This window comes from Nocardioides immobilis, assembly GCF_003515065.1.
GTDB lineage: Bacteria > Actinomycetota > Actinomycetes > Propionibacteriales > Nocardioidaceae > Nocardioides > Nocardioides immobilis.
This window is the reverse complement of sequence record NZ_QXGH01000054.1, coordinates 1-21811: the sequence shown is the minus strand read 5'-3', so window position 1 is coordinate 21811 and position 21811 is coordinate 1. Positions and strand designations below refer to the sequence as shown.

Genomic DNA, 21811 nt, shown 5'->3' with positions numbered 1-21811 from the left:
GCGACCCACGAAGCTCGTCACCTCGACCGGCAGATTGTCCTTCCGCCGAGCCAGGTTCTCCGAAGCCAGCGCGCCCACCGGATCATCGTCGCACCGCCCGGAGCCGAACACCTACGACGAACGAGCTAGCCGCAGCTGATCCTGCTGTTGCCCACCGGTCCGTCAGCATCGGGACACGTCTCCCTCCCGGCGTGCGGAGTCGACGGGGCAGGGGATGTTGCGTGCGCCGCGGACTGCCCGGGGATCACTGTGCGGGGCGGTGCAGAAGACCAGCGGTGTCCGGCGGGGTGAGGCGTCGAACGGGGACGACCACTGGCTGGGGGGCACGAAGCCCTGGGTGCACTCGGGTGGGTCGCTGACGTTGGCCACCGTGAGTCGGCCCGCGTGGTCGTTGGCGGCCGGCAGGGTGACCGACTGGATGATGGCCACCACGAGCGGGTAGTCGCTGAGGACCTGCTGGAGGTGGGGATCGAAGGTGGAAAGCACGCGGGCGATCGTGTTCGCGTTCTGCAGGAGGGGCGGGAGGTTGCCCTCGAGGTCGTCGATGAGGCCGTTGGTGGTCTCGGCGAAGCGAGGTCCGTCAGCCAGGAGGTTGCGGATGTCGTCGTCGCCGGCCCTGAGCTCGGCGGTGACCTGGGCCAGGTTGCGGGAGAGCCGCCGGACGTGGTCGGAGGTGCCGTTGATCGTGCCGAGCAGGGGCCCGGTGCCGCGGATCAGTGAGACGGTCGGCCCGAAGTTCTGGTCGGCGAGGGCGAGCAGCTGGGCGCCGTCGTCGAGGATGGTCTGCAGGTCGCCGGTGCGGCCCTCGAGCCCGCGGCTGATCTCCGTCAGCACCGTGTTGAGCTGGTCGGCATCCAGGCTCTCGACCAGGGCGTAGATGTTGTCGAGCACCGGGCCGATCTCGACTGGCGCTGAGGTGCGCGACTCCGGGATGGTGTCGCCGTCGGCGAGGAGCTCGGACCCAGTTGTATTGTCGGGGTCGGCGTCGCTGAGGGCGACGTACTGCTCGCCGACCGCGGAGCGGCTGTGGATGTCGGCCCTGACGGTCGCCGGGATCTCGGTGTCGGTGTCGAGGCTGAGCTCCGCGGTCAGGCCGTCGCCGTCAACGGTCATCGAGCTCACCTTGCCGACGGGGTGGCCGAGATAGGTGACCTCGGCGCCCTCGTACAAGCCGGCGCCACGGGCGAACTGGACGTCCACGTGGTACCTGCCGACGCCGAGGGTCTCGGGCACGCGGAGGAACGTCATGGCCAGGAACACGATGCCGACCACCGATGCGATCGCGAACGCGACCAGCTGCTTCTTGACGAACGGCGATGCGCCCTTCATGAGGTGGAACATCAGTTGCCTCCTGTCAGGCCGCCGAGCAGTCCGTCGAGGGAGAGGTCCGGCTGCCGGCCGACGGGGCCACCGGGGTTCTGGCCCGCGGTGAGCCCGTTGATCAGCCCGGGGACTCCGCCGACGGTGCCGTTGCCACCGAGCAAGCCCACCAGGCCGGCCAGGTCGAGGCCCGGGAAGCCGGGGATGCCGAGGGTGCCGTCGGGATTGATGAAGCCGGTGGCCAGGGCGGTGTTGGTGAGGTCGAAGATCGCGGTGAGGTTGCAGTAGTCGCCGCGACACGCGTTGGTGACCGTCTCGGGGGCGAAGGGGAAGGTCACGGCGAACCCGAGCGCGGAGACGGTGGAGTCACCGGCGCGCACGAGCGCGCGGATCACCGGGTCGAGGTTCTCCAGGTCGGAGACCAGGTCGTCGCGGATGTCGGTGACCAGGGGTACGACGACGTGGGCGAGGTCGGTCAGCGACCGCAGCGCTCCGGTGATGTTCGGCCGCTCGGTCGAGAGGGTCTCCAGGGCCGGTCCGATCTCGTCCAGGGCGCGGGTGATGACGCGCCGCTGTCCGGCGAACCTCTCGGACATGGTGGCGACGTCGCCGACGGCGGCCAGGATCTCCGCGCGTTGGTCGTTGAGGGCGCTGACGAAGCCCTCGAGGCGGGGCAGCAGGTCGCCGACCGCTCGGTCGTTGCCACCGAGGACCCTGTTGAGCTCGGCGGTGATGGTGCTGATCTGCTCCAGGCCGCCGCCGTTGAGGGCGAGGGAGGCTGCGGAGAGGACCTGCTCGGTGGAGGGGTAGGCGTGGCCGCGCTCCAACGGGATGCGGGCACCATCGGCCAGCTCGCCCCTGGGATGGTCAGGTGCCGCGAGCTCGACGTAGGCGGCGCCCAGCAGGGTGTTGACGCCGACACTTGCGCTGGCGTTGGCAGGAAGGTCGACGTCGGGCTCGATGCTGAGCACAGCCTCTGCGTGCCAGTCCGCGACGTTGATCTCACGGACGGTGCCGACCGCGATGTCACCGACCTTGACCTGTGCGTTGGGGGTCAGCGTGCCGACGTCGGGGAGCTCGACGGTGACCTCGATCGCGTTGTCGCCGGTGCCGGTGCCACCGGGCAGCGCCATCTCATTGATGCCGTCGAACCGGCAGCTCGACAAGCCCAGTACCGCAGCGAGGACCAGGCAACCCCATGCGGCCCGATTCATCGCGCACCTGCCAGGAGCACCAGGAGTGCCGAGAGCAGCTGCTGGGACTGCGGGTCGTTGGCGACCTGGTTGAGCAAGTTGCCGATCAGCCGATTGCAGAGACGCTCGGTGCCGGCCTCGTCGGTCGCGGCGGCGCCGCCGAGAGCCCCGCAGAGCAGCTGGCCGGGGCTGTGGATGTTGGCGCCGACGGCGTTGACTCCGATGGCGTTCTGGCGCTGGTGATAGGCCTCGGCCATGTTCGCCATCGCGTTGGGGGCCACATGCAGGATCTGAGCGAGGTCGCCTTGCTGACGGGCCACGACACCGAGGATGTCGGTGAGGCCGCGCATCGTCTCCGACAGCGCACCGCGATGTTCGCGGACGAAGCCCTCGACGTCCCCGACAGCTGTTCCGAGGTCGCGCAGCGCCGCGCGCACCAGGTGCTTGTCGTCGGCGAGCAGTTGCGAGACCGTGTCCAGTCGCTGGATGAACTCGGCGATCTGGACGTCGCTGTGAGCGAGGGCCGAGACGAAGACCTGCAGGTTCCTCACCGTCGAGAACGCGTCGTCGCCGCCAGCGTTGAGCACCTCGATCGCGCTCGCCAGGTCCGCGATGGTCTGGTTGATGGTGCCGCCCTGGCCACGTAGAGCATGGGCGGAGGCGTCGACCAGGTCCGAGAGGGCGCCGTCCTCGTTGGCGCCGTGGGGTCCGAGTGCGACGGCGAGATCGTTGACCTGCCCCTTGATCTGGTCCCACTCGACCGGCACCGCGGTCCGGTCCAGGGGGATGGTGGCGCCTTCCGCCATCTCCGCACCGCCGTCGTAGCGAGGGGTGAGCTGCAGGTAACGGCTGCTGACGAGCGAGGGGGCGACGATGACGGCCTTGGCATCGGCGGGCACCTTGACGTCGCCGTTGACGTGGAACTCGACCCGGACCTGACCGTCCTCGGTCTCGATGTCGTCGATCTTCCCGACAGGTACGCCGAGGATCCGCACCTCGTCGCCGGCGTAGATGCCGTCGGTGCTGGCGAAGTAGGCGACGAGGTCGGTGCGATCGGCCCGGTTCCAGCCGGTGGTGCCGACCACGACCAGGATCAGCGCCAGCGGCCCGAAGAACCAGGGACGCCGGGCGAGGTGCAGAGAGCGGTCGATCATCGGTTGCCTCCTGAGTCCCGCTGCAGCCCCTGCAGTAGCTGGGGATCGACGAGGAGCCCGTCCAGGTCGGGCTGGAGCAGGTTTCCGGGCAGCAGGTTCTGCACGTACGCCGAGAAGAACTCACCGGACGACACGACCTCACCGAGGCCGGTCGCGTAGACCGACAGCCCGCTCAGCGTCGCGCTGATGTTCTGCTTGTTCTCACGCAGGGTGTCGATGACGTCGTTCAAGCCGTCCAGGGTCGCGCCGAGCTGAGCCTGGTTGTCCGTGACGAAACCGCTGAGCTGTCGGGCCATGCTGGAGAGATTGGCGAGCAGGGAGGAGATGTCGTCGCGGCGGGCAGCGAGCTCGGCGAAGAGCAGGTTGCCCTGGCGGACCAGGGCGGTCATGTCGCCGCTGCGATCGGCCAGGATGTCGGTGAACTGGTCCGCGTTGGCAAGCAGCTGACGCAGCGCCTGGTCGCGGCCGCTGATCGTTGCCGAGATCCGGCTCACCCCTTGCAGCGCGCGGCGCAGCTCGGGAGTGGCGCCCTGCACGGTGCGGGCGACCTGATCGAGGGCGCCTGCGACCTTGTCGACGTCGATCGACGTGGTCTCGTCGTGGAGGTCGGTGAGTGCCTCGGTGATGTCGTAGGGCGCGGAGGTGCGCTCGATCGGGATGGTCGCGCCCTCGGCGAGCTGGCCCTCACCCTCGGAGGTGAGCTGCAGAGCCTTGTCGCCGAGCACGGTGTCGACACTGACCTCGGCGGTGGTCTCCTCGCCCAGCTCGATGCCGGGCTCGCTCATCGTGAACTCCACCACGACGCCTCCACCCGACCCCTCGCCCAGCTCGACGCTGTCGACCCGGCCGACGTGCATGCCGCTGACGCGGACCGGGTCGCCGGCAGCGAGTCCGGCGGCCTCGGGCAGTACCGCCTCGTAGTGGCCGCCCCAGAGCCGCATCACGGAGGAGATGTTCAGCACCAGGAGCACAGCGACGACCAGCCAGACGACCACGATCAGGCCGAGGGGGAGTGGGTTGCGCTCGCGGAACATCTTGAGGTTCATCGGTTGCCCCATCGGTTGCCCATCAGTTGCACCGTTCGACCTGGCTGCGGACCACGGGGGTCTTGATCGGTCGACCGCCCGGCCCCGTCACCATGACTTGGACGGCGCAGAGGTAGAAGTTGAAGAAGTTCCCGTGCGAGGCGACCCGGTCGAGGACCTGGTAGGCATCGGGGAGTGAGTCGAGGACCTTGTTGAGGGTCTTGGTGTTGGTGTTGAGCAGTCGGGCGAGCTGGTCCACTGCGATGACGGTGGACCTGAACGGGCCGCGCGCGCTGGTGAACAGGCCGGTCAGCTCCGATGCCATCTGGTTGATGGCCACGACCGACCGGGTGATCGGGTCGCGGTCCTCGGCGAGCCCGGTCACCAGGCGGCGGAACTCCCCGATCGTCTGGCGCAGCTGGGCATCGCGGGAGTCGAGGCTGCCGAGCAGCACGTTGAGGTTGTCGATCAGCGAGGAGATCGCCTTACTGTCATCAGCCAGCCCGTTGGTCAGCTCCCCGGTCTCCTGCAAGAGCGACTCCACGGTGCCGCCACGCCCCTGCAAGGTCGCGATCAGGTTGGTGGCCAGCTCGTTGACCTGGTCGGGCTGCAGGCCCCGGAACAAGGGCCGGAAGCCGTTGAGGAGTACGTCGAGGTCCAGTGCCGGTGTAGCGCGACTGGCGGGGATGGTGGCGCCGGGCGCGAGCGGCGAGCCGGTCCCTGGCGGCTGCTGGAGCTCCAGGTAGCGGTCGCCCAGCAGGTTCTCGTAGCGGACCAGGACCTGGGTCTGGTCGGTCAGCTCCTGGCCGTCCTCGACGTGGAAGGCGACCCGGACCTTGTTGTCGTCGATGACCTCGAGCCCGTCGACCTGCCCGACCCGGACGCCGGCCACCCGCACGACGTCTCCTGGCTCCAGGCCGGATACGTCGTCCATCTCCACCGTGAAGCTGTTGGCTGGCCCGAGCCGGATCTCACCGAGCGTGAGGTACAGCAGCCCGGCGGTGAGGAGGCCGACCAGGCCGAAGACCGTGAGCCGGATCGCTTCGCCACGGACGTTCACTGGGGCTCACCCCGCTCCGGGACCGGGACCTGGTCGGCGGAGAGCACAGGAAGGCCATGGCAGGCCGGACCCCGGCCCACGGGCATGCCCGGGAGGTCAGCGGGGGCGGTGTACTTCGACAGACCGGAGCGGAAGCTGATCACGGCGCGCAGGCTGGCATCGGTGCCACCGATCGCGTCCGCCATGAGCTCCCTGGTGCGGTCCAGACCCATCAGCAAGCAGGGCAGCTCGGTGGAGTACGCCCGCAGCGTTCCGGTCGGCAGCCGCAGCCCGCGCACCAGCGTGCCCAGGGCGTCTGCGTTCACGCCGAGGACCTGTGCGCCGCGCCCACCCAGGATCGACAGGTCGACGAGCAACTGGTGCAGAGCCTGACGGCGGTCCACGACCGTACCCGCGGTCACCGTCGCGTTGCGAAGGATGTCGAGGAGCGCCGGGGAGATGTCCAGGGCGAGCCGGGCGAACCGGGCTATCTCGAGCAAGTCCCTGCGCAGCTGCGGCAACAACGGCTGGAGCTTCGTCAGGTACGCGTCGGCCTGCGCGGCCACGTCGGCGATCTGCCCACCCCGTCCGCTCAGGGTCTGGGCGAGGACTGTCAGCGTTTGGTTGAGGTCGGCCACGTCGACCCCCGACAGCACCCGCTCGAGGCTGTCGAACACCGTGTTCACCTCGGTCGTGACGCCAAGGGTGTGAATCGTCGCCCCCTCGCGCAGGTCGCCACCCGCATCCGTCCCGGTGTTCGGGCGCGGCGGGACGAGCTCGACGTACTTCGCACCGAAGATCGTGGTGGAGCGGATGTCTGCCCTGACTCCGACGGGGATGCCCTCGAACTTGTCGCGGTCGATCTCCAGCACCAGCCGCGCGCGGCCGTCGACCAGCTCGACCGAGCCGACCCGGCCGATCTCGACGCCGTGCAGCTTGACCTTGTTGCCCGGGTCCATCACCAGGCCGGCCCGAGGGCTGACCACGGTGACCCGGACCGGATCGGCGAACGCCCGGTTGTAGAGCGCGACCGTCAGGGCGAAGGCGCTCAGCACGGTGAGCACGAGGCCCACGGCGCCGATCCGCAGCTTGATTGCATCGCTCAACATCGTCAGCCCGCCAGGTGGAAGGTGTTGAAGTTGGCGTAGATCGCCATGGCGATGAGGAGGTTGACGATCATGACGCCGCTCAGCGATGCGCGGACGGACCGGCCGACAGCCTCCCCGACGCCTGCGGGCCCCCCCTTGGCGGTGTAGCCGTAGTAGGTGTGGACGAGCATCACCACGACGACCATGCCCAGGACCTGGATGTAGGAGAACACGATGTCGAGGGGGTGCAGGTAGAGGAAGAAGTAGTGGGAGAAGTTGCCCTGCCCGACGTCGTAGAAGAAGACCAGCAGCAGGTAGTCGGCGAGGAAGCCACCGAGGGTCGCGAAGACGTAGAGCGGGGTGATGACGATCATCCCGGCGAGCAGCCGGGTGGTGACCAGGTAGGGGACGGAGGGGATGGCCATCACCTCGAGGGCGTCGATCTCCTCACTGATCCGGGCCGCGCCCAGCTGGGAGGTGGTCGCCGCGCCGAGCGTTACCGACAGGGCGACCCCGGCGAGCAGCGGGGTGGAGAGGCGGGCGGTGAAGAACGCCGCGAGCAGCGGGCTGAGGGAGCCGACGCCGATGCTGGATGAGGATTCGAAGCCCTGGGCGGCGGCGACCGCGCCGGCGAAGAAGGTGATCGAGGTGACGATCACCACCGATCCGCCCACCAGGGCCAGCGCACCGGTGCCGGTGCCGAGCTCGGCGATCAGACGCAGGATCTCCCCGGGGTGGTGGCGGAAGGTACGCGGGATGCTCTTGAACACCCTCGCGTAGAAGACGCCGTGCGCGCCGATGGCGTCGATGCCCCTGATAGAGGCATCGCGGAGTACGCCGAGGCGGGGACTCGTCAATGACATGGAAGATCTCGCTTAGAGGACGGCGAACTGGACGAGCGTGATGGACAGGCTCACCGGCACCAGAACGGCGACGGTGATCACCACGGCCTGGTTGACCGCATCCCCGACCCCCTTGGACCCGCCGGCGACGTTCAGTCCGCGGTAGCAGGCGATGATCGCGGCGATCAGGCCGAAGACCAGCGCCTTGAACATGCTCACCCCGAGCTCCGGGAGCCCGGTGAACAGGGGAATGCTGGCCAGGTACGCCCCTGGCGTCACGCCCTGGAGGTAGACCGAGAAGAAGTAGCCGCCGACCAACCCGCCGGCGCAGATGAGCACGTTCAGCACCAGCGAGACCAGCACGGCCGCCACGATCCGGGGTACGACGAGCCGCTGGATCGGGTCGATGCCCAGCACCTGCATCGCCGCGATCTCCTCGCGGATCGTGCGCGCAGCCAGATCCGCGCACATCGCCGTACCCCCGGCGCCCGCGACCACCACCACCGTCACGAACGGGCCGATCTGCTGGACAGAGGCGATCCCGGCGATCCCACCGGCCAGATCCAGGGCGCCCAGATCCTTCAGCAGCAGGTTCACCTCGAAGATCACCAGCAACGTGAAGCCCAGCATCACCAGCAACGTCGGAACCAGGGACACGCGAGCGATGAACCACGCTTGCTGGACCGCCTCCCGCCAGGAGAACCGCCGCGTGCACAAGATGACCAGCGCGTCCAGGGTCATAGCGAGCACGCCGCCCAGAACCCGGGTCGGCTTGGCAGCCGATTCCAGAACTGTCGTCATAGTTTCCGACCCCATCGAGTTGGGTGCGTCAGTGACAGACGCGCTATCAACTGTAAGATACAGTATGTTATAGAGACTACGTAGCACGGTGCACCCTGTCAACCAGCCGGCGGCGAGCTCCGGTTCTCCTTGAACCAGCGGAACGATCAAGCGTTCCTGTCGAGGCTCTTGAAGATCACCAGCCGCTGGATCTGGTTGGTGCCTTCGAAGATCTGCATGACCTTCGCCTCGCACATCTAGCGTTCGACCGGGACGTCCCGCGTGCAGCCGCAGACCGGATCGCCCGAGGGTGCGGGAAACGTCCCGGGGAAGGTCTCCGAAGCCTCGAGCTCGGACGCCCGGGCTCCGCGCGCAACCCGGCGCTCAGGAGACGGCGCGATCCGCCATCCGAGCCAGCACGACACCCTCGAACTCGTTGAACAGGAGGTCGAACTCCTTCCGGTTGACCGGCGAGCGCCACTGCTGGAGCCCGACCAGCAGCGTGATGCCCATCATTGCCATCGTGCGGGCCTCGCGGCGTGAACTCACGGCTGGTCGCAGGACACCGGCCAGTGCCTCGAGACGACGCTCGTCGACCCGCTTCTGCGCCTCGGCGACCTGCGGTGAGGTGTGCGCCCACGAGCGGATCGCGGCCTCCGCGTCGTGCGGCACCTGCGCGGCGAGCTCCTTCATGAGGTGGATGCGCTCGACCGGATCCGATGGCGCGTTCGACATCTGCACGATGCGCTCGGTCTGCGACTCCTCCCAATAGGCCAGGAACTCCGAGACGAAACCCTCGAAGCTCCCGAAGTAGCCATAGAACGAGCCCGTGGTGACCTTGAGCGACTTGCACAGCACGCCGATCTTCAGCTTCCCCGCACCCTCCGCGGCGAGCAGTCTCATCGCGGCCTCGAAGTAGTCGTCGCGCGTGACCAGAAGGCGCATGGCTCCCCTCCCGAAGATTGCCCGAGGCCACATCGGCCCCGGATATAGAGTAATCCATATTTGCCCGGCACCTCACGGCCTCGCCCGAAGGACGACGCGCTCGAACTCGTCGAACAACCGGTCGAAGTCGCCGGCAGATGCATCGACCTGCAGGTGTTGCCACCCGACCAGGAGAGCCATGCCGAGCTTTCCCAGCCGCTGCGCCGCCTCCGGCGAACCAACCAGTGGTTCGAGGACCTGCACCAGAGCCTTCGCCCGCTCCCGGTCCAACCGACGCTGCAGGGATCCGGCTTCGGGCTGGTGCTGCGCCCACACCCTGATCGCTGACTCCGCACGGTGCTGCACTCCGCAGGCGAGATCCCGCAGCCGCTCGAGCCTCACCTCCGGCCCGAGATCAGTTGCGGCAAGCTCGCGCAGCAGCTCGTTCCGGTCGGAGAATCGCGTGGAGATCAGCTCGCTCACGAATTCGGGGAGGCCCGAGAAGTATCCGTAGAACGATCCACTGGTCACTCCCAGTGCCTCGCAGAGCGAACCCACCTTGAGACTCGTGTGCCCATCGCTGACGAGGAGATCGAGGGCGGCTTCGAAGTAGTCGTCCTCCGTCACGATCCGGCGCATGGTTGGTCACTCGGTGGGGACGCGGGTGCTATCCGGTGACATCGCGGCCGATGAGCCGCCGGGCGATGAACGTACGGTCCGGCGCGCTCATGCGGACACCTCCGACGCCGCGGCGTACTGCTCCACGAGCCGACCCTTGACGAGCTTGCCGGTCTCGGTCCGCGGGAGGGTCTCGACGAAGTCGATGGTCCTCGGCGCCTTGAAGGCGGCGACCTTCGACCTGGCATGATCGAGGAGCTCCTCCGCCAGCTCGGGACCCGGGGTGAAGCCCTTGCGCAGCTGCACGACGGCCTTGACCTGCTGGCCCATCACCGGGTCAGGCACGCCGATCACCGCGACGTCGAAGACGGCCGGGTGCAGCGTGAGGGCGTTCTCCGCCTCCTGCGGGTAGATGTTGACCCCGCCGGAGATGATCATGAACGACTTGCGATCGGTGAGGTAGACGTAGCCGTCGTCGTCGACGTACCCCACGTCCCCGACCGTGGTCCAGTTCGGGTGGTCCGGGTGCTCGGCCTTCGCCGTCTTCTCCGGGTCCTTGTGGTACTCGAACGGACGGACGTCCCGCTCGAAGTACAGCAGTCCGATCTCACCGGCCGAGAGCTCGCGACCGTCCTCGTCGCAGACGTGCACGGGGCCGAACATGCTGCGGCCCACCGAGCCACGCTTGGTGACCCATTCCTGGGACGTGATGAGGGTGAGGCCGCTGCTCTCCGTCGAGGAGTAGTACTCGAGCAGGATCGGGCCCCACCAGTCGATCATCGCCTGCTTGACCTCCTGCGGGCACGGCGCCGCAGCGTGGATCGCAAGGCGCAGGCTCGAGGTGTCGCACGCCAGTCGCTCGATGTCGTCGAGCTGCAGCAGCCGGACGAACATGGTCGGGACCATCTGGGTGATGGTGACCTGGTACTTCTCGACCGCGGCGAGCGCCTCGAGGGCAGAGAACTTCTCCATCACCACCACGGTCCCGCCCAGGGCGTGGACGACGCCGGACCAGCGAAGCGGGGCAGCGTGGTAGATCGGCGCCGGTGACAGGTAGACGTCGGTGTCGCCGAAGCCGAACGCCTGCGCGGCTAGACCGGTGAGCGGGTCACCGGGCTGATCAACCGTGAGGGGAAGGAGCGGAGGCTTGACGCCCTTGGGACGTCCGGTCGTGCCCGACGAGTAGAGCATGTCGCTCCCCCGCGGCTGCTCCTCGAGCTCACGGTCGCCGGCCGAGGCGAGCAGGTCGGCGTACGCCGAATGGCCCTCCAGGTCGCCGCCGAAGCTGTAGGCGTGGGCGATCTGGGGCACCAGTTCCCTGACCCGCTCGGCGAGGTCGCCGAGCCGGCCCGAGGAGATGAGCACCTTCGCGTCGCAGTCCTCAGCGATGTACGCCGCTTCTGCCGGAGTCAGGTGGGAGTTGATCGCGGTGAGGTAGAGCCCCGAGCGAAGGGCGGCCCAGTAGATCGTGAAGCACTCGGCCGCGTTGTCGCTCAGCATCGCGACGACGTCACCCTTCCGCAGGCCGAGGTCGTGCAGTGCGACGGCCAACCGGCGCGACTCGTCGTCCAGCTCGGCGTAGGTCACCACCTCGCTGGAGCCGGCCATGATGACCGCGGGCTTGTCGGGGGTGGTGGCCGCATGGGTTCCCGGATACATCGTGTCCTCGTCTCGTCGTCAGAACGTGCAGGGCATGCGCTTGATCGCGTGCATGAAGTGGCCGCCGACGTACTCCGGCTCCCCCAGCTGAAGGTCGGGGACCCTGGTGAGCAGCTGGCCGAAGAGTGCGCGCATCTGCAGCCGCGCGACGTGGTTGCCGAGGCAGAAGTGCACCCCGCCGCCGCCGAAGCCCACATGCGGATTCGGGTTGCGGGTGATGTCGAACTGCCACGGGTCCTTGAAGACCTGCTCGTCGCGGTTCGCCGACGAGTAGAACATGACGACCTTGTCCCCGGCGTCCACGTCGATGCCGCCCACCACCGCGTCGACCTTGGCGGTACGGCGGAATGTCATGACCGGCGTGCCCCAGCGGACGAACTCCTCGAGAGCGCCCGGGATCGCCCGGTCGAAGTTCTCGGACAGCAGGGCCTTCTGGTCCGGGTTGTCGAACAGTGCCTTCATGCCGTGGCTGGTCGTGTTGCGCGTGGTGTCGTTGCCGGCGATGGCGAGGAGGCAGAAGTAGGAGCGGATGTCGTCGTCGCTCAGCTTGTGTCCTTCGATCTCTGCCTGGACCAGGGCCGTGATCACGTCGTCCTGCGGCTTCGAGCGACGTTCGTCGATCAGGGTCTGGGCGATGTCATGCAGGGTCGCGATGCCACCGAGGAGGCAGGTGAAGGGGTCGCCGTCCCCGATGTACTCGGGGTCGTTGTAGCCGACCATGTCGTCGACCGCCTTGACCATCCGGTCTCGGGTCTCCTCCGGGACTCCGAGCATCTGTGAGACCGTCCAGAGCGGCAGCCGCATCGAGACCTGCTCGACGAAGTCGCGCGGGCCGTCTTCGAGGAAGGCGGTGACGATCGCGGATGCCTGGTTCTGGATCTGCTGCTCGATGAGACGGAGCTGACGCGGACTGAACGCGGAGTGGACGAGTCGGCGGGTGATGCCGTGTCGCGGCTCGTCCATCGCCAGGATGGACTGGGTCTCCTCGAGGAGCTGGGCCGGGACGTTCTCGAACATGACGCCGCCGAGGTCGGGCGAGGACGAGAAGACGTCGTGCGCCTTGCTGACTGCGATCACGTCCTCGTGTCCCACGACCGCCCAGTAGCCAGGGTCGTTCGGGTCCGGCATCAGCGAGCCATAAGCCGGCGGTTGCCAGGAGACCGGCCGCTGCCTGCGCAGGACCGAGAAGGACTCATCGCGCTCGCGAGCGGTCTGTGCCCAGAACGCTTCGCTGGACAGTTCTACGTCGTCGTGTACGCGCTTGCTCGATGCGATCGTCATGCGTCAGCCTCCGGTGTTGGGATGTAACAGACTTTACATTACATTCGTTACTCGGAATGTCAACCCCTTGACAAACCTAACCAAATATAGGTTACGTTATGTTTCAGACGGTGGCACCAACCTGGAGGAGAAGCCATGACGCAGCTGACAACCGAGCTGAACCTGACATTGACGGTGGATCGGAAGACGGTGCTGGCCGACGGCGTCGTCGAGCTCCAGCTCAAGGCACGCTCAACCCTCCCCCCGTGGGAGCCGGGTTCCCATGTCGACCTGCTCCTCGGGCCTGACCTCGTTCGCCAGTACTCCCTGTGCGGCGATCCTGCCGACCGGCGCTACCTCAAGGTTGCAGTGCTCAAGGAGCCGGAGAGCCGCGGTGGATCCGAGCACGTGCACGACGAGCTGAAGGAGGGTCAGCAGATCCAGATTCGTGGCCCTCGGAACCACTTCCCGCTGGTGGAGTCGCCCCGCTATCAGTTCATCGCCGGCGGCATCGGCATCACTCCCATCCTGTGCATGATCCGTGAGGCGGAGCGGGCGGGCGCCGACTGGCATCTGCTCTACGGCGGCCGCTCGCGCGAGTCCATGGCGTACCTCCCGGAGCTCGAGCAGTACGGCGACCGCGTGCGGATCCAGCCTGCGGACACCGACGGGCTGATGGATCTCGACTCGGTGCTCGGCAGCCCGCGCGAGGACACGGCGGTCTACTGCTGCGGGCCCGAGCCGCTGCTGAACGCAGTCGAGGAGCGCTGCCAGCCGTGGCCGGCCGGCGCCCTGCACCTGGAGCGCTTCGCACCGAAGGCGCTCGGCGACGACGTCGTCGACACCGAGTTCGAGGTCGAGTTCGCCCGATCCGGTGTCACTGCGGCGGTCCCTGCGGGCACCTCCATCCTCGACGTCGCCACCGACAACGGCCTCTTCGTGCTTCGGTCATGCAGCGAAGGTGTCTGCGGGACCTGCGAGACCGTCATCCTCGATGGCGAGCCCGAGCACCGCGACTCCGTGCTCACCGAGGAGGACCGGGAACAGGGATGCTTCATGCCCTGCGTCTCGCGTGCCACGTCGGCCCGCCTCGTCCTGGATCTCTGAGGCAGACGGATGTCAGCCCGACTCTCCGCCCTCGACGCCGCCTTCCTCCAGGTCGAAGACCGGCAGAACCGCATGCAGCTGGCGGGCATGCTCATCTTCAAGGGCGAGGCGCCCGACCCAGCCGCTTTCCGCGCCGCCGTCAGCGAACGACTGCTCGGCCTGCCTCGCTTCCAGGAGCGGCTGAACCCGTCGCTGTTCGGCCTCGGCCGACCCAGCTGGGTCGACGACGACTCGTTCGACCTCGACTACCACCTCTCCCGCATCGCCCTTCCCAGTCCCGGCGGTCACGACGAGATCGCCGCGCACATCGACCACATGACGTCGGCACCTCTCGACCTGAGCCGGCCGCTCTGGGAGGTCGGACTCGTCGAAGGACTGGCCGAGGGCTTCGCCGTCTCGCTCAAGGTGCATCACTGCATGGTGGACGGCCTGTCGATCATCGACATCTTCACCGCCCTGCTCGCACCGGACTCCGACCTGGGTGCGCCGCCGACCCGATCGAACCCCGCCCGCCGCGAGCTTGCCCCGGTCAATGCGCAGGTGCCTGCCCCCCTTCGCCGACTCCAGGGCGCCGCAAAGCTGCTGGGCCAGGCACCCACGTCTGTGTTCAACACCGGGACCTCGGGTCCGACGCGGCGTACGGAGTACGTCACCGTGCCGCTGGACTCCATCCACGACATCCGCAAGGTCCACGGCACGACCGTCAACAACATCGTGCTCGCGATCGTGACGGGGGCGCTGCGTCGCTACCTGACCCGCCACGACGCCATGGTCGACAAGCTCCACGCCTTCGTCCCGGTCAACCGGCGCCCCCAGGGCGCCCGTGGCAGCCTCGGCAACCAGATCGGGATGACCTACCCGGCCCTGCCCGTGGGTGAGGCCGCACCCGACGCACGAGTCGAGCAGGTCGTCCAGAGCGTGGCCGAAGCGACTGCTTCCGGACAGGCCTCCACCACAGCCACCATGATGGGACTGCTCGGGCTGGCCCCCGCGCCACTGGCCAGGTCGCTCAACCGCGCCGCCCAGTTCAGCGCCGGCATGTTCAACCTCACCGTCACGAACGTCCCGGGCCCGCCGGGACCGGTCCACTTCCTCGGCCGCGAGCTCGAGCTCATCCTCGGCGCCACGCCGCTGACGAAGCGGCATGCGTTGACGATCGCCGTTCTCAGCTACAACGGCACGCTCTCCTTCATGGTCACCACCGACCCCCGTCGAGTCCCGCACGGCAGCGAGATCGCGGACGACCTCAGGGCAGAGCTGGAGTCCCTGCACGAACAGATCACCCTCAACCCCGACCCCCAAGGGAGCACACGATGAGCCGCTCAACTCTCCACGGCCTGCGTATCGCCATCACCGGTGGAGGACGCGGCATCGGTCTGGCCACTGCCCGGGAGCTGCACGCCCGGGGAGCCGCTGTCGTCATCGGCGACCTCGACGGCGACTTGGCTGCCCAGGCGGCGACCGCCATCAGCGCCGACGTGCTCGGCCTCCCCCTGGACGTCTCGGACCACGCTTCGTACGCCGCGTTCCTCCAGGCGGCCACCGCCGAGGGACCGCTCGACGTGCTGGTCAACAACGCCGGAGTGATGCCGATCGGCCGCTTCATCGAACAGTCACCTGAGACGCTCAGACGTGCGCTCGAGGTCAACGTGCTGGGCTGCCTCCACGGAATGAGCCTCGCCCTGCCTCCGATGCTGGACCGCGGTGCTGGGCACATCATCAATGTCGCCTCCACCGCGGGCAAGTCGCCGGTCCCGGGTGGCGTCGCCTACTGCGCCACCAAGTCGGCGGTCGTCGCGCTCACCGAGACCGCCCGCGTCGAGCACAGTGGCTCCGGCGTGGCGTTCACCTGCGTGATGCCGCACTTCACCAACACCGAGCTGATCGCCGGAACCCGCCCCACGAGGCTGATCCCGGTGGTCGAACCTGAGGACGTCGCCCGGGCCATCGCCGACGCGGTCGCCAGCAAGCCGAAGGACGTCTACGTCCCGAAGCTGGTGGGCGCGATCCTGCGCACCCAGCCCCTGTTCGGCCGGCGCCTGCGCGACAGCCTCAACAGCCGGCTCGGCGCCTACGACACGTTCCTCACGTTCGACCGCGACAAGCGAGCGGCGTACGACGACCGCGTCAAGCGGTCCTGAGGCGGCGAACAGAAATGCCCACGACTGAGCAGCATGCCTCTGCCGCTGCCGAGGTTGCTCGCCTCCGCGACACCTTCGCCACCGGAGCCACCCGGCCCCTTGACTGGCGCCTCGAACAGCTCAGGGCGCTGGAGCTGATGCTGGTCGAGGGTGAGGACGCCATCGCCGCCGCCCTCGCCGAGGATCTCGGTCGGCCCGCCAACGACAGCTTCCTCGGCGACATCGCACCCACGCTGGCCGAGGTCCGATTCGCCATCAAGCACCTCAGGTCCTGGGCTCGGCCGACACGAGTGTCCCTGCCGCTCTCCCAGTTCCCGGGGAAGGCGTGGTACGACTACGAACCACTCGGAGTCGTCCTGGTGATCGGACCGTGGAACTACCCGGTCTACCTGACGCTGGGGCCTCTGGTCGGTGCGATCGCGGCCGGGAACTGCGCGATCCTCAAGCCGTCGGAGCACACCCCGACCGCCGCGAAGGTCATGGCCGACCTGGTACCGAAATACCTGGACGCCGACGCCTTCGCGGTCTTGCTGGGCGGCCCGGACGTCACCCAGGACATCCTGGCCCAGGGGATGGACCACGCCTTCTTCACGGGCGGTCCGGACATCGGCAAGGCCGTGATGACCGCTGCCGCGGCACACCTCACGCCGGTCACCCTCGAGCTGGGCGGCAAGTGCCCGGCGCTGATCGCCGCAGACGCCGACCTCGAGGTGGCCGCCCGCCGCATCGCCTGGACCAAGCTGCTCAACTCAGGTCAGACCTGTATCGCGCCCGACTACGTGCTGGTCGAGGCGTCTGTCCGTGACGACTTCATCCCGCTGCTGCGCAAGGCGTTCACGGACCTCAGCCCCCAGGGGGACGGGGCCCGCAACCTTCCCATCGTCTCCCAGCGGCACGCGGAGCGACTCTCACGACTCCTCGAGGATCACGGCGGGGAGGTCCTCCACGGCGGCACGACTTCCCCCGAGCACCGGCAGGTCGACCTGACCCTGGTCCTGGACCCCGCTGAGGACTCGTCGCTGATGCAGGAGGAGATCTTCGGCCCCCTCCTGCCCATCGTCACGGTGGAGTCCGCGGAATGCGCCATGGCGCTCATCAACCGCGGACCGAAGCCGCTCGCGGCGTACGTCTTCAGCAGCTCACGGGCACTGATCGACAAGTTCCGCCATGAGGTACCAGCCGGGGCCGTCGTCTCCAACCACGCCGCCATGCACGTGCTCTGCCCCAGCCTCCCGTTCGGCGGCGTCGGCAACAGCGGCATGGGCACCTATCACGGCAAGTGGGGCTTCGAGACCTTCAGCCACCGGAAATCGCACCTAGCGCGGGCGGCACGTCCCGATCCACGTCTGGTCTACCCGCCCTACAACAGGCTCACCCAGCGCCTCCTCCGCCTGATCTTCTGATCGCCTCCGTCCTCTCGTTCCACCCCTACCCAAGGAGATCTCATGCCCACCTTCACCGACGCCGCCGAGGCGGAGAAGTACCTCTCGGCGGTCTTCGAAGCCGGCTTCGCCGACCCCGTGATCAGTCCCGCCCTGCAGAAGTCGGGGGTCATCCTTCGGATGGACCTCTCCGACCCTGAGACCGTCGTCACCGCCGACCTCGTTGCGCAACAGGTGCACGTCGGCGGGGACGGACCCGAACCCAACATGACCTTGGAGCTGAGCGGCGAGGTCGCCAACCGGTTCTGGCAGGGCAAGGTCAGCGTGCCCCTCGCCGTGGCCCGCGGCACGATCAAGATCTCCGGCGCACTGCCCAAGCTCATCGCGATGCTCCCTGCTGCCAAGCCCATCCAGGCCAGCTACGTCGAGCGTCTCAAGGCCGACGGCCGCGACGACCTGCTCGCCTGAACGTCGCCGTCGAGGACGACTTGGTCGTCATGCCTCAGTTCTGACGACCTCGGCCGCCCGCACGGGCTGACCGCAGGACCGGCAGGCGACCACCCCGTGGAACTCGGCTCCGCAGGTGTGGCGGAAGGTCATCGGAGGCCCGGCCTCGCCTGCGAGATGCCGGTCCCCGAACTCGCGCATCACCTCGACGATCGGCGCGAGCGACAGCCCCAGCTTCGTCAGGTGGTACTCGAAGCGGGGCGGGCGGTCCTGGTACTGGACGCGGGTGAGCAGGCCTTCAGTCTCCAGAGTGCGCAGCCGCGTCGTCAGGATGTCTCGTGGAGCGCCGGTGAAGCGCGCGATCTCATCGAAGCGATGGTTGCCGAGCAGCAGCTCCCGGACTGCCAGAAGCGTCCACTTCGCACCCACCAGCTCGAGCGTGCGGGCTACCGAGCAGACGCGTACATCGGAGGACATGCGGCGAGTATAGGTGAGTTGGAACTCACAACCCAGTCCGTTGTGTTTTCCTACCCACCCCTCTAGCGTCCCACCAGAACCTAGGAAAGGGATCACAGCCATGACTGCAGCCGTCATCGTCGACGCCGTCCGGACCCCGCTCGGCAAGGGCAAGCCCGGCGGAGCGTACGCCGACATCCACCCGGTCGACCTCCACGCCGCGTCCCTGCGTGCGCTCGTCACACGGACCGGCATCGACCCGGCGATCATCGACGACGTCATCAGCGGAGCTGTCGCCCAGATCGGCGAACAGTCCGGCAACACCGCTCGTTGGGGGCTCCTCGCCGCCGGCTACCCCGAGTCGGTGCCGGGCGTCACCGTCGACCGCCAGTGCGGCTCGAGCCAGCAGGCACTGCACTTCGCGGCGCAGGGCGTCATCGCAGGGGCGTACGACGTCGCAGTCGCCTCTGGCGTGGAGTCGATGTCGCGCATCCCGATCGGGTCGCAGGCCCAGGGCAAGGACTTCGCCGGCCCGTCGGTCGCAGAGCGCTACGCCCCCGGCCTGATCCCGCAAGGCGTCGCCGCCGAGCTCATCGCCGCCAAGTGGCGGTTCTCCCGCGCCCAGCTCGACGAGTTCTCGGCCAGCTCCCACGAGCGCGCCGCACTGGCCTGGAAGGACGGCCTCTTCGACCGGGAGGTCGTCAACGTGAACGACCTTGCCACCGACGAGACGATACGGCCCACCACCACGCCCGACTCCCTGGCCGGCCTCCGACTTGCCTTCCAGGACGACCGGTGGAGCGAGCGCTTCCCGGAGATCGACTGGAAGGTCACCGCCGGCAACAGCTCCCCGATCAATGACGGGTCTGCGGCCCTCCTGGTGACCAGCGAGGACAAGGCAGCCGCGCTCGGCCTCCAGGCCCGCGCACGCGTCCACTCGTTCGCGGTCGCCGGCGACGACCCGATCTTCATGCTCACCGGCGTCATCCCGGCCACGATGAAGGTGCTGGCGAAGGCCGGCCTGAGCATCGACGACATCGACGCGTTCGAGGTCAACGAGGCCTTCGCGTCCGTCGTGCTCGCCTGGCAGGCCGAGACCGGGGCGTCGCTGGACAAGGTCAACATCAACGGCGGTGCCATCGCGATCGGGCATCCCCTGGGCGCCTCCGGGGCACGGCTAGCCACGACGCTGCTCAACGTTCTCGAGCAGCGTGACGGCCGTTTCGGCCTTCAGGTCATGTGCGAGGCCGGCGGCCTCGCCAACGCCACCATCATCGAGCGGATCTGACGAGCACCCACGTGCGGGGATCGGTGGTGGGCGTCGCGAACCAGCGACGCCCACCACGGCCGATGTCAGGAGATGGCGAGGCCGAGAAGGCCGGTGGCCGGCCCTCGACACTCGCCGGCTTCCACTTACGAGCACTCAGGAGTCCACGTGCTCCCGTCTATTCGTGCGGAGGTTCGCGGCGATCGGGAGCGTGTTCCTGTTCCTGCTCCATGAGCCAGGTGGCTATCTGCGTGCGCGACCGGAAGCCCAGCTTGGTGAGGATGTGCTCCACGTGGCCCTCGGCTGTGCGATCGGAGATCACTAGCTGGCTGGCGATCTCCCGATTCGTGAGTCCGGTCGCCACGAGCCGCGCGATCTCCTGCTCGCGGCGCGTCAACGGCGTCGACGCCTGCACCGGACGGGGCCGGCGCCGCCGCGACCTCGCGCCGAACGCTGCCGGATCCAGGACGTACTCGGTCGCCAGCTCCGGGGTCAGCCGGGCTCCCCGCTCGAACGCCGCCTCATAGGCCCGCTTCCCGAGGGCGCGCCGTACGGCGTCCTCGCACTCGTCGTGGGCCTGAGCCAGATGGAGGTAACCCGACATCGGCGCTTCGAAGGTCCGCCAGATGGAGTCGGCCGCGCCGAGCAGGCCCGCTGCCAGCTCGGCCTCCTCCCGGTCCGCAGCGACCCACGCCAATCCTTCGATGCCGAGCGCAACGCCCCGGTCGTCCCCGAAGGTGGAGTTGATGCTGATGCTCTCCCTCAGCAGCTCCCTGGCTTGTCCCTGGTCGGCTCGCCGCCACGCCTCGATGCCCAGTCCCCAGAGCGTGTACGCCTTGTCCCATTCCTCGCCGTGGTCGTTGCAGACCTGGAGGCACTCCTCGTAGTACGCCGCTGCTCGGTCGTGATGACCGTCCAGGGACTCGGCTATGGCCAATCGGCGCAGCGTCATGACCACGCCGGTCGGCTCGTCCGCGTCGCGGAACGCTTCGAGAGCCTGCACGTACGCCGCTCTCGCCTCCGCGTTCCTGCCCTCGCTGGTGGCGATGCCTCCCGCGAACAGCCCGATGCAGCCGTCCAGCCAGCGGTCGCCCAGGTCGGCTGCCTCGGTCGCGCTCCGCTGCAGCAGCCCGGCTGCCGTCGGGAGATCGTTCTGGAGCGAGGCCAGCCACCCCGCCATGCAGAGCGCTCGCGCGTGACTGAGGCCCGTCTCTTCCGTGGCGCTCTCGAGCAGGCGCGCGAGCCAGGTGCGGCCCTCGGCAAACGCTCCGATCGCGGTCCAGAACTTCCACAGCGAGCTGGCAAGGTCGAGCCCGTGGACGACCTCTTCGGGCTCAGTCGCGCAGAACTCCAGCGCCGCCCGGAGGTTTCCGTGCTCCACCCGCAACCGGTCCAGGACAGCCCGGGCGCTGGGCCCGAACACGGGGTCATCGGCGATGCCCGCGAAGTACGCACGGTGCCGCTCGCGGGTGGACCGCTCGTCGCCCGATGCCGCGTGCCGGGTTCGGCCGTACTCGCGCAGCGTGTCCAGCATCAGGTACCGAGCAGACGCCCCACGGTCCTCCCGGTTGAGGATCGACTTGTCCACCAGACTCGCCACCACGTCGAGCACCGCTTCCCGCGGGAGATCCTCGCCCGAACAGATCGCCTCCGCGGCATCCAGGTCGAAACCACCCGCGAAAACCGAGGCCCGCAGCCACAGCAGTCGTTCCTCCGGCGTGCACAGATCGAAGCTCCAGTCGACCACCGACCGCAACGTCTGCTGTCGCGGCTCGGTGCCCCGGGTCCCGGTGAGCAGGCGAAAGCGGTCGTCGAGCCGCTCCACGATCTGGACAAGGGACAACGCCCGGAGCCGCGCCGACGCCAGCTCGATCGCCAACGGGATCCCTTCCAGGCGGGCGCAGAGAGCCGACACCTCGGCGCGGTTGTCGGGCGTGAGCTCGAACTCGGGAACCACCGCCCGTGCCCGCTCCGCGAACAGGCTGACTGCGTCGTGCCCGGGCACATCCAGATCCGGCTGGTCGAGATCCTCGAGCTTCGGGACGCTGAACGGCGACAGGTTGAAGATGAACTCCCCCGCGACCCCCAGCGCCTGTCGGCTCGTCGCCA

At 68.2% G+C, this 21811-nt stretch carries 20 protein-coding genes; 6 read left to right on the top strand and 14 right to left on the bottom strand.

Features of this window, described 5'->3' with window-relative positions; genetic code table 11:
* Window positions 1–162 precede the first annotated feature (162 nt).
* From D0Z08_RS30980 to D0Z08_RS30920, 12 genes are all read right to left on the bottom strand, one after another.
* The gene (locus D0Z08_RS30980; RefSeq protein WP_118929144.1) at window positions 163–1341 is read right to left on the bottom strand and encodes an MCE family protein; all 1179 of its coding nucleotides are present in this window, start codon (window positions 1339–1341) and stop codon (window positions 163–165) included.
* Window positions 1341–2534 (bottom strand): MCE family protein, encoded by a 1194-nt coding sequence (locus D0Z08_RS30975; RefSeq protein WP_118929143.1) that lies wholly within the window; start codon window positions 2532–2534, stop codon window positions 1341–1343. The genes D0Z08_RS30980 and D0Z08_RS30975 overlap by 1 nt, the downstream gene beginning before the upstream one ends.
* Window positions 2531–3667, bottom strand: a complete 1137-nt coding sequence (locus D0Z08_RS30970; protein ID WP_118929142.1) for an MCE family protein — start codon at window positions 3665–3667, stop codon at window positions 2531–2533. The genes D0Z08_RS30975 and D0Z08_RS30970 overlap by 4 nt, the downstream gene beginning before the upstream one ends.
* Window positions 3664–4713 (bottom strand): MCE family protein, encoded by a 1050-nt coding sequence (locus D0Z08_RS30965; protein WP_182481603.1) that lies wholly within the window; start codon window positions 4711–4713, stop codon window positions 3664–3666. Before D0Z08_RS30965 ends, D0Z08_RS30970 begins: the two co-directional genes overlap by 4 nt.
* 22 nt (window positions 4714–4735) lie before the next feature.
* On the bottom strand, window positions 4736–5752 hold the full coding sequence (locus D0Z08_RS30960) for an MCE family protein (protein WP_118929140.1): 1017 nt from the start codon (window positions 5750–5752) through the stop codon (window positions 4736–4738).
* Window positions 5749–6840 carry an MCE family protein gene (locus D0Z08_RS30955; RefSeq protein ID WP_118929139.1) on the bottom strand — a complete coding sequence of 364 codons (1092 nt, stop codon included), beginning with the start codon at window positions 6838–6840 and terminating at the stop codon, window positions 5749–5751. The genes D0Z08_RS30960 and D0Z08_RS30955 overlap by 4 nt, the downstream gene beginning before the upstream one ends.
* Window positions 6841–6842: 2 nt before the next feature.
* The gene (locus D0Z08_RS30950; protein WP_118929138.1) at window positions 6843–7682 is read right to left on the bottom strand and encodes an MlaE family ABC transporter permease; all 840 of its coding nucleotides are present in this window, start codon (window positions 7680–7682) and stop codon (window positions 6843–6845) included.
* A gap of 12 nt (window positions 7683–7694) precedes the next feature.
* Window positions 7695–8462, bottom strand: coding sequence for an MlaE family ABC transporter permease (locus tag D0Z08_RS30945; protein ID WP_182481602.1), 768 nt, complete (start codon window positions 8460–8462; stop codon window positions 7695–7697).
* Between the two features lie 363 nt (window positions 8463–8825).
* The gene (locus tag D0Z08_RS30935; protein ID WP_118929136.1) at window positions 8826–9386 is read right to left on the bottom strand and encodes a TetR/AcrR family transcriptional regulator; all 561 of its coding nucleotides are present in this window, start codon (window positions 9384–9386) and stop codon (window positions 8826–8828) included.
* A 72-nt stretch (window positions 9387–9458) separates the two neighbouring features.
* Window positions 9459–10004 (bottom strand): TetR/AcrR family transcriptional regulator, encoded by a 546-nt coding sequence (locus D0Z08_RS30930; RefSeq protein WP_118929135.1) that lies wholly within the window; start codon window positions 10002–10004, stop codon window positions 9459–9461.
* Window positions 10005–10091: 87 nt separating this feature from the next.
* Window positions 10092–11642: an acyl-CoA synthetase gene (locus tag D0Z08_RS30925; RefSeq protein ID WP_118929134.1), complete on the bottom strand. Its 1551-nt coding sequence runs from the start codon at window positions 11640–11642 to the stop codon at window positions 10092–10094.
* A gap of 18 nt (window positions 11643–11660) precedes the next feature.
* Window positions 11661–12923 carry a cytochrome P450 gene (locus D0Z08_RS30920; RefSeq protein ID WP_118929133.1) on the bottom strand — a complete coding sequence of 421 codons (1263 nt, stop codon included), beginning with the start codon at window positions 12921–12923 and terminating at the stop codon, window positions 11661–11663.
* A gap of 135 nt (window positions 12924–13058) precedes the next feature.
* Between D0Z08_RS30920 and D0Z08_RS30915 the strand changes: the two genes are divergently transcribed.
* The 5 genes from D0Z08_RS30915 to D0Z08_RS30895 are packed head-to-tail and all read left to right on the top strand — an operon-like array spanning window position 13059 to window position 18000.
* Window positions 13059–14009, top strand: coding sequence for a PDR/VanB family oxidoreductase (locus D0Z08_RS30915; protein WP_118929132.1), 951 nt, complete (start codon window positions 13059–13061; stop codon window positions 14007–14009).
* A 9-nt stretch (window positions 14010–14018) separates the two neighbouring features.
* A complete protein-coding gene (locus D0Z08_RS30910; RefSeq protein ID WP_118929131.1) occupies window positions 14019–15326 on the top strand; it encodes a wax ester/triacylglycerol synthase family O-acyltransferase in 1308 nt (435 codons plus the stop codon).
* Window positions 15323–16150 (top strand): SDR family oxidoreductase, encoded by an 828-nt coding sequence (locus D0Z08_RS30905; RefSeq protein ID WP_118929130.1) that lies wholly within the window; start codon window positions 15323–15325, stop codon window positions 16148–16150. Before D0Z08_RS30910 ends, D0Z08_RS30905 begins: the two co-directional genes overlap by 4 nt.
* Before the next feature lie 14 nt (window positions 16151–16164).
* A complete protein-coding gene (locus D0Z08_RS30900) occupies window positions 16165–17553 on the top strand; it encodes an aldehyde dehydrogenase family protein (RefSeq protein WP_118929129.1) in 1389 nt (462 codons plus the stop codon).
* A 42-nt stretch (window positions 17554–17595) separates the two neighbouring features.
* On the top strand, window positions 17596–18000 hold the full coding sequence (locus tag D0Z08_RS30895; RefSeq protein ID WP_118929128.1) for an SCP2 sterol-binding domain-containing protein: 405 nt from the start codon (window positions 17596–17598) through the stop codon (window positions 17998–18000).
* 27 nt (window positions 18001–18027) lie between these two features.
* On the opposite strand, the gene D0Z08_RS30890 is transcribed toward D0Z08_RS30895, so the two are convergent.
* On the bottom strand, window positions 18028–18456 hold the full coding sequence (locus D0Z08_RS30890; protein WP_118929127.1) for a winged helix-turn-helix transcriptional regulator: 429 nt from the start codon (window positions 18454–18456) through the stop codon (window positions 18028–18030).
* A gap of 100 nt (window positions 18457–18556) precedes the next feature.
* On the opposite strand from D0Z08_RS30890, the gene D0Z08_RS30885 reads away from it, so the two are divergent.
* Window positions 18557–19723, top strand: a complete 1167-nt coding sequence (locus D0Z08_RS30885; protein WP_118929126.1) for a thiolase family protein — start codon at window positions 18557–18559, stop codon at window positions 19721–19723.
* A 157-nt stretch (window positions 19724–19880) separates the two neighbouring features.
* Here D0Z08_RS30885 and D0Z08_RS33285 read toward each other — a convergent pair.
* Window positions 19881–21811 (bottom strand): ATP-binding protein (locus tag D0Z08_RS33285; protein WP_118929125.1); only part of this gene is annotated, 1931 nt, incomplete at its 5' end.